We start from the raw sequence: 460 nt of genomic DNA, 5'->3' as shown, positions 1-460 counted from the left end.
GCGTACGACCTGCTGCCCGAGCCGCTGCGGGCGCTGGTCGAGAACCTGTGGGCGGTGCACACCAACCAGTACGACTATGCGGCCGATTACGACGGGCGTCACGAGGAACTCGCCGACGGCCACCGTCAGTACCGCGAAGAGTTCGAGTCCGTGTACTACGAGACCGAGCATCCGGTGGTGCGCGTCCATCCCGAGACCGGTAAGCGGGTATTGCTGCTGGGCCACTTCATCAAGCAGTTCGTCGGCCTCGGCGCCGCCGAATCGGCCACGCTGTTCCAGCTGCTCCAGAATCGGGTCATCAAGCTGGAGAACACCATTCGATGGAGCTGGGAACCCGGCGACCTGGCGATCTGGGACAACCGGGCCACCCAGCACTACGCGGTGGCCGACTACGACGACCAGTTCCGCCGGCTCAGCCGGATCACGCTGGCCGGCGATATCCCGGTCGACGTCCACGGAC

1 protein-coding gene is annotated in these 460 nt (G+C 65.7%); it reads left to right on the top strand.

All coding sequences use genetic code 11. The features are described from left to right. Window positions 1–460: TauD/TfdA dioxygenase family protein (locus RNB18_RS51760; protein WP_311721027.1), on the top strand; the 460-nt coding region annotated here is incomplete at both ends.

The sequence above is a fragment of the Streptomyces doebereineriae genome (genome assembly GCF_031845645.1).
In the GTDB taxonomy this organism is placed as follows: Bacteria; Actinomycetota; Actinomycetes; order Streptomycetales; family Streptomycetaceae; genus Streptomyces; species Streptomyces canus.
Note: the sequence above shows the minus strand (reverse complement) of the source record. Positions and strands in the feature narration are given on the sequence as shown.